Source organism: Pusillimonas sp. (genome assembly GCF_035515275.1).
Classification (GTDB): Bacteria; Pseudomonadota; Gammaproteobacteria; order Burkholderiales; family Burkholderiaceae_B; genus Pusillimonas.
The window spans coordinates 1-4,501 of sequence record NZ_DATJBQ010000113.1 but is presented as its reverse complement, the minus strand read 5'-3'; the positions used below and the strand labels follow the sequence as shown (position 1 = coordinate 4,501).

Sequence of the window (4,501 nt, the reverse complement as noted above, 5' to 3'; positions counted from 1 at the left end):
GCCGTAAAAATGAATAAAAAGCGCTGGGCGGTGGTATACCCCAACTACGAGTACGGCCAATCAGCCGTGGCAACGTTCAAGAAGTTGCTTAAAGAAGCCCAGCCCGATGTCGAATTCGTCGCCGAGCAAGCGGCGCCGCTTGGTAAAGTCGATGCGGCAAACGTGATTCAGGCCCTTGCCGACGCCAAGCCCGATGCCATGTTCAACGTATTGTTCGCAGCCGATCTGGCCAAGTTGGTACGGGCCGGCACACAGCGTAATTTCTTCAAGGACCTTTCCGTAGTCAGCTTGCTTACCGGCGAACCCGAATACCTTGATCCTTTAGGTAGCGAGACCCCAGAAGGCTGGGTGGTTACGGGTTACCCGTGGTACGCCATTGACACGCCCGAGCATAAAAAATTCCTTGAGGCGTACCAAGCCAAGTTCAACGACTACCCGCGTTTGGGTACGATCGTAGGTTACTCGGCGATCAAGTCGCTTGCGGCCGGTATCAATAAAGCAGGCTCCACCGAAACAGAAGCCATGATCAAGGCCTTCAAGGGGCTTGATGTTGAAACTCCCTTCGGCCCCATTGTGTACCGCCCCATCGATCATCAATCGACCATGGGTGCCTATGTCGGCAAGCTCGCCGTCAAAGACGGCAAGGGCATCATGACCGATATCCGTTACATCAACGGCGCGGATGTTCAGCCTTCCGACGAAGAAATCAAGAAAATGCGTCCGGCCGAGTAAGGTCGTGCAAGAGGGTGCGCCATATTGGGGTGCACCCCCGGCCACAAGGGTGTGAATAGAAATGGATTTGTCGGGTCTGATCGTCCAGCTATTGAATGGGCTGGCTGAAGCGTCTTCATTGTTTCTGGTTGCCGCGGGGCTCTCGCTGATTTTCGGCGTAACTCGCATCGTCAACTTCGCGCATGGTTCGTTGTACATGCTGGGTTTGTACGTGGCGTACACCCTGGTTCAGTCCATCGGGCAGACGCCGTTGGGTTTTTGGGCGGGGTTGATCGCGGCGGCTTTGCTTATCGGCGCCTTGGGCGCCGCCATCGAAATAATATTGTTACGGCGCATTTATCGCGCGCCCGAGCTCTTCCAGCTATTGGCCACGTTTGCGCTCGTGCTTATCTTCAATGATGCCGCCATGTGGCTGTGGGGCCCCGAAGATCTTCTAGGACCGTTGGCGCCGGGGCTTAACGGCTCATTTCAGATCCTTGGCCGCTACTTCCCCTGGTACGACCTGGTGCTGATATTCATCGGTCCCCTGGTGCTGGGATTGCTGTGGTTGTTGCTGACCCGCACGCGGTGGGGCACCTTGGTGCGCGCCGCCACTCAAGACCGCGAAATCCTCGGTGCATTAGGGGTTAATCAGGCCTGGCTGTTTACCGGTGTATTTGCCCTGGGTGCCTTTCTGGCGGGCCTGGGCGGAGCAGTGCAGATTCCCCGGGTGCCTGCCAACCTTACACTCGATCTTAGTGTCATCGGCGATGCCTTTGTCATTGTTGTTGTGGGCGGCATGGGCTCCATTCCGGGTGCCTATATTGCAGCACTGCTCATTGCCGAACTCAAGGCCATTTGCATTGCACTGGGCACGGTCAGTTTCTGGGGGATCAGTTTTGCCTTTCCCAAGCTGACGCTGGTGGTCGAGTTCATCTTTATGGCCATTGTGCTGATTTTCCGGCCGTGGGGCTTGTTTGGCAAGCCGCAGGGGCACAGTCGCAACTCGGCGCCTATCGAAGCCCCGTTGCGCCGCTCAACCACGCCATTCAAGGTGCTGGTGGGCGTAGTTGTTGCCGTGCTCATCGTCATTCCGTTGTTGTCCGACTTGTTCCCTTACGCGCCAGTGCTGATGCTCGACATTATTATTTCGGCGTTGTTCGCCCTGAGCCTGCACTTCATGATGGGCCCCGGAGGCATGAACTCTTTTGGTCACGCAGCGTATTTTGGTCTGGGCGCCTACGGAGCGGCGCTGCTACTTAAAGTGGCCGCGTTTTCCATGGGTTGGTCCATTGCCATGGCTCCGCTCATTGCAGGCGTGGGGGCCCTGGTTTTTGGCTGGTTCTGCATACGGCTTTCGGGTGTGTACCTGGCCATGCTTACCTTGGCGTTTGCACAAATCGTATGGTCCATTGTTTACCAGTGGGACGACTTTACCGGCGGCTCGAATGGGCTGATCGGCATCTGGCCGCCTGGCTGGCTCGAGGGCGACGCATATTATTACTTTGCCTTTGCTGTGGTTCTGGTGGCTACGGTGATAATGCGCCGAATCCTGTTTTCGCCCTTTGGCTATGCCATGCGTTCGTCCCGCGACTCCGGCCTGCGTGCCGAGGCGGTGGGCATCAACGTCAAGCGGGTGCAATGGATCACATTCATCATCTCGGGCGTTTTTGCCGGCCTGGCAGGTGCGTTGTTTGTGTTCTCTAAAGGCAGCGCGGCACCCGAGGTCATTTCCATCAGCAAGTCGGTCGACGGCTTGGTTATGGTCTTGTTGGGTGGCGTTCAGACGCTGGTGGGGCCGATTGTCGGCGCAGCCACCTTCAAGGTGTTGCAAGACTATTTCTTGGGGGCGACCCAATATTGGCACGCCTTGTTCGGCGGCGTCATTTTGCTTCTTGTGCTTGCCTTCCCGCAGGGTATAGCCGGCTTCTTCAAACAACTGTTTGAAGGAATGAGCATGCGCCGCCGTGACAAGGTCAAGGAGAAAGCGGCATGAGTCTGCTCCAGGTCAGGAAACTCAGCAAGAAGTTCGGTGGTAACCAGGCGGTGGACGACATCAGTTTCGATGTTCGTCAGGGCGAGTTGCTGGCACTGATCGGCCCAAATGGCGCCGGCAAGACCACGACATTCAACATGGTCAATGGGCAGTTGCCGGCCAGCGCGGGCTCGGTGCAGTTACAGGGCACCGAGCTGATCGGCCTTGCGCCTCGCAAGATCGCCCATATGGGCGTTGGGCGCACGTTCCAGATTGCCGCCACGTTTGCTTCGCTTACTGTGGTCGAGAACGTGCAGATGTCCTTGTTGTCCCACCATCGAAAAATCTATTCGTTCCTAAGCGTGGCCGCCGACCAATATCGCGACGAGGCATTGTCCTTATTGGCCCAGGTGGGAATGGCCGAACAGTTCGACCGGCCTTGCAGCGAGCTGGCCTACGGCGACGTAAAGCGGGTAGAGCTGGCCATGGGCCTGGCCAATGACCCCAAGCTGCTTCTAATGGACGAACCCACCGCCGGCATGGCACCCAAAGAGCGCAACGAGCTTATGGCACTGACCAAAAAGCTGGTGGTCGAACGCAATATGGCGGTGCTCTTCACCGAGCACAGCATGGACGTAGTCTTTGCATATGCCGATCGAGTCATCGTATTGGCACGGGGCAAGCTTATTGCCGAGGGCGACGCCAACCACATCCGCAATCATCCCAAGGTGCAAGAGGTGTACTTCGGCACCGGCAAGACATTCGAAAAGAAACACACTACGCAGGCGGCAACATGAATCAAGTTCCTACATCGGCCGATCAGGCCCTGCTCGAGGTTTCCGGGCTCAACGCCTGGTACGGTGCGGCGCATATTCTGTTCGACGTCAGCCTGAATGTGCGCCGGGGCGAGGTTGTGGCCTTGATGGGTCGTAACGGCGCGGGCAAGTCAACCACGTTCAAGTCGATCATGGGGTTGATGGACAAATGGAAGGGCGACGTCAGCTTTATGGGCAAGCGCATTGACGGCAAGCAACCTTACGAGATCGCGCGGCAGGGCCTGGGGTTTGTGCCCGAAGACCGTCGCATCTTTACCGACCTTACCGTTACCGAGAATCTCGAGGTCGGTCGCCAGCCTGCCCGCAAATGGCCCGACGGCACATCCGCCCCAGAATGGGCTCCCGAGGCGCTGTACCAGTTGTTTCCCAACCTGGGCGCCATGCAAGACCGCCCCGGCGGCCACATGAGCGGCGGCGAGCAGCAGATGCTTACCGTGGCCCGCACGCTCATGGGCAACCCTTTTCTGGTACTGCTCGACGAACCCTCCGAAGGCGTGGCGCCCGTTATTGTCGAGCAGATGGCTGGAATGATTCTGGCCCTGAAAGAACAAGGCGTCAGCATCTTGCTTTCTGAGCAGAACGTGCATTTTGCCGAGCTCGTTTCCGATCGGGTCTATGTACTTGAAAAGGGCCAGATTCGCTACAGCGGCTCCATGGAAGAACTGGCCGAAAACGAAGAAGTTCGGCGGGCGTATTTAACCGTTTAGTTTTTTTTTGGTGGGTTCTGGTTTTAGTTGTTCAGTCGGACCATGGGCGGAGATGCCAGGCCCATACCACCACTCGTCCTAGTTACTCGTTCTACCTGTTAGTACCCCTTTAGATCCGAACCACGCCCAACAATCTCTCCACATCCCGGCACGATCAATCCCAACCAAAAGGGTCAGGGGCGGGGGCCTATCAGGCGGGCCTTTCGTCCCGCGCCGCATTTTCTTCATTTGGGCGGCTCAAAGGCGCCCGCTTGTCCGAATCCCGAGGAGCG

At 57.3% G+C, this 4,501-nt stretch carries 4 protein-coding genes; all 4 read left to right on the top strand.

What is annotated here, in order from left to right; all coding sequences use genetic code 11:
• Positions 1–732, top strand: a 732-nt coding sequence (locus VL003_RS08500) for an ABC transporter substrate-binding protein (RefSeq protein ID WP_325441502.1), incomplete at its 5' end; no start/stop codon positions are given.
• Between the two features lie 61 nt (positions 733–793).
• Positions 794–2,707, top strand: a complete 1,914-nt coding sequence (locus VL003_RS08495; RefSeq protein ID WP_325441500.1) for an ABC transporter permease — start codon at positions 794–796, stop codon at positions 2,705–2,707.
• On the top strand, positions 2,704–3,483 hold the full coding sequence (locus VL003_RS08490; protein WP_325441498.1) for an ABC transporter ATP-binding protein: 780 nt from the start codon (positions 2,704–2,706) through the stop codon (positions 3,481–3,483). The genes VL003_RS08495 and VL003_RS08490 overlap by 4 nt, the downstream gene beginning before the upstream one ends.
• Positions 3,480–4,229: an ABC transporter ATP-binding protein gene (locus tag VL003_RS08485; protein WP_325441496.1), complete on the top strand. Its 750-nt coding sequence runs from the start codon at positions 3,480–3,482 to the stop codon at positions 4,227–4,229. The genes VL003_RS08490 and VL003_RS08485 overlap by 4 nt, the downstream gene beginning before the upstream one ends.
• Positions 4,230–4,501 lie beyond the last annotated feature (272 nt).

Coding starts and splice junctions, on each gene's coding strand:
- VL003_RS08495 (WP_325441500.1), top strand. CDS start 794: ATGGATTTGTCGGGTCTGATCGTCCAGCTATTGAATGGGCTGGCTGAA.
- VL003_RS08490 (WP_325441498.1), top strand. CDS start 2,704: ATGAGTCTGCTCCAGGTCAGGAAACTCAGCAAGAAGTTCGGTGGTAAC.
- VL003_RS08485 (WP_325441496.1), top strand. CDS start 3,480: ATGAATCAAGTTCCTACATCGGCCGATCAGGCCCTGCTCGAGGTTTCC.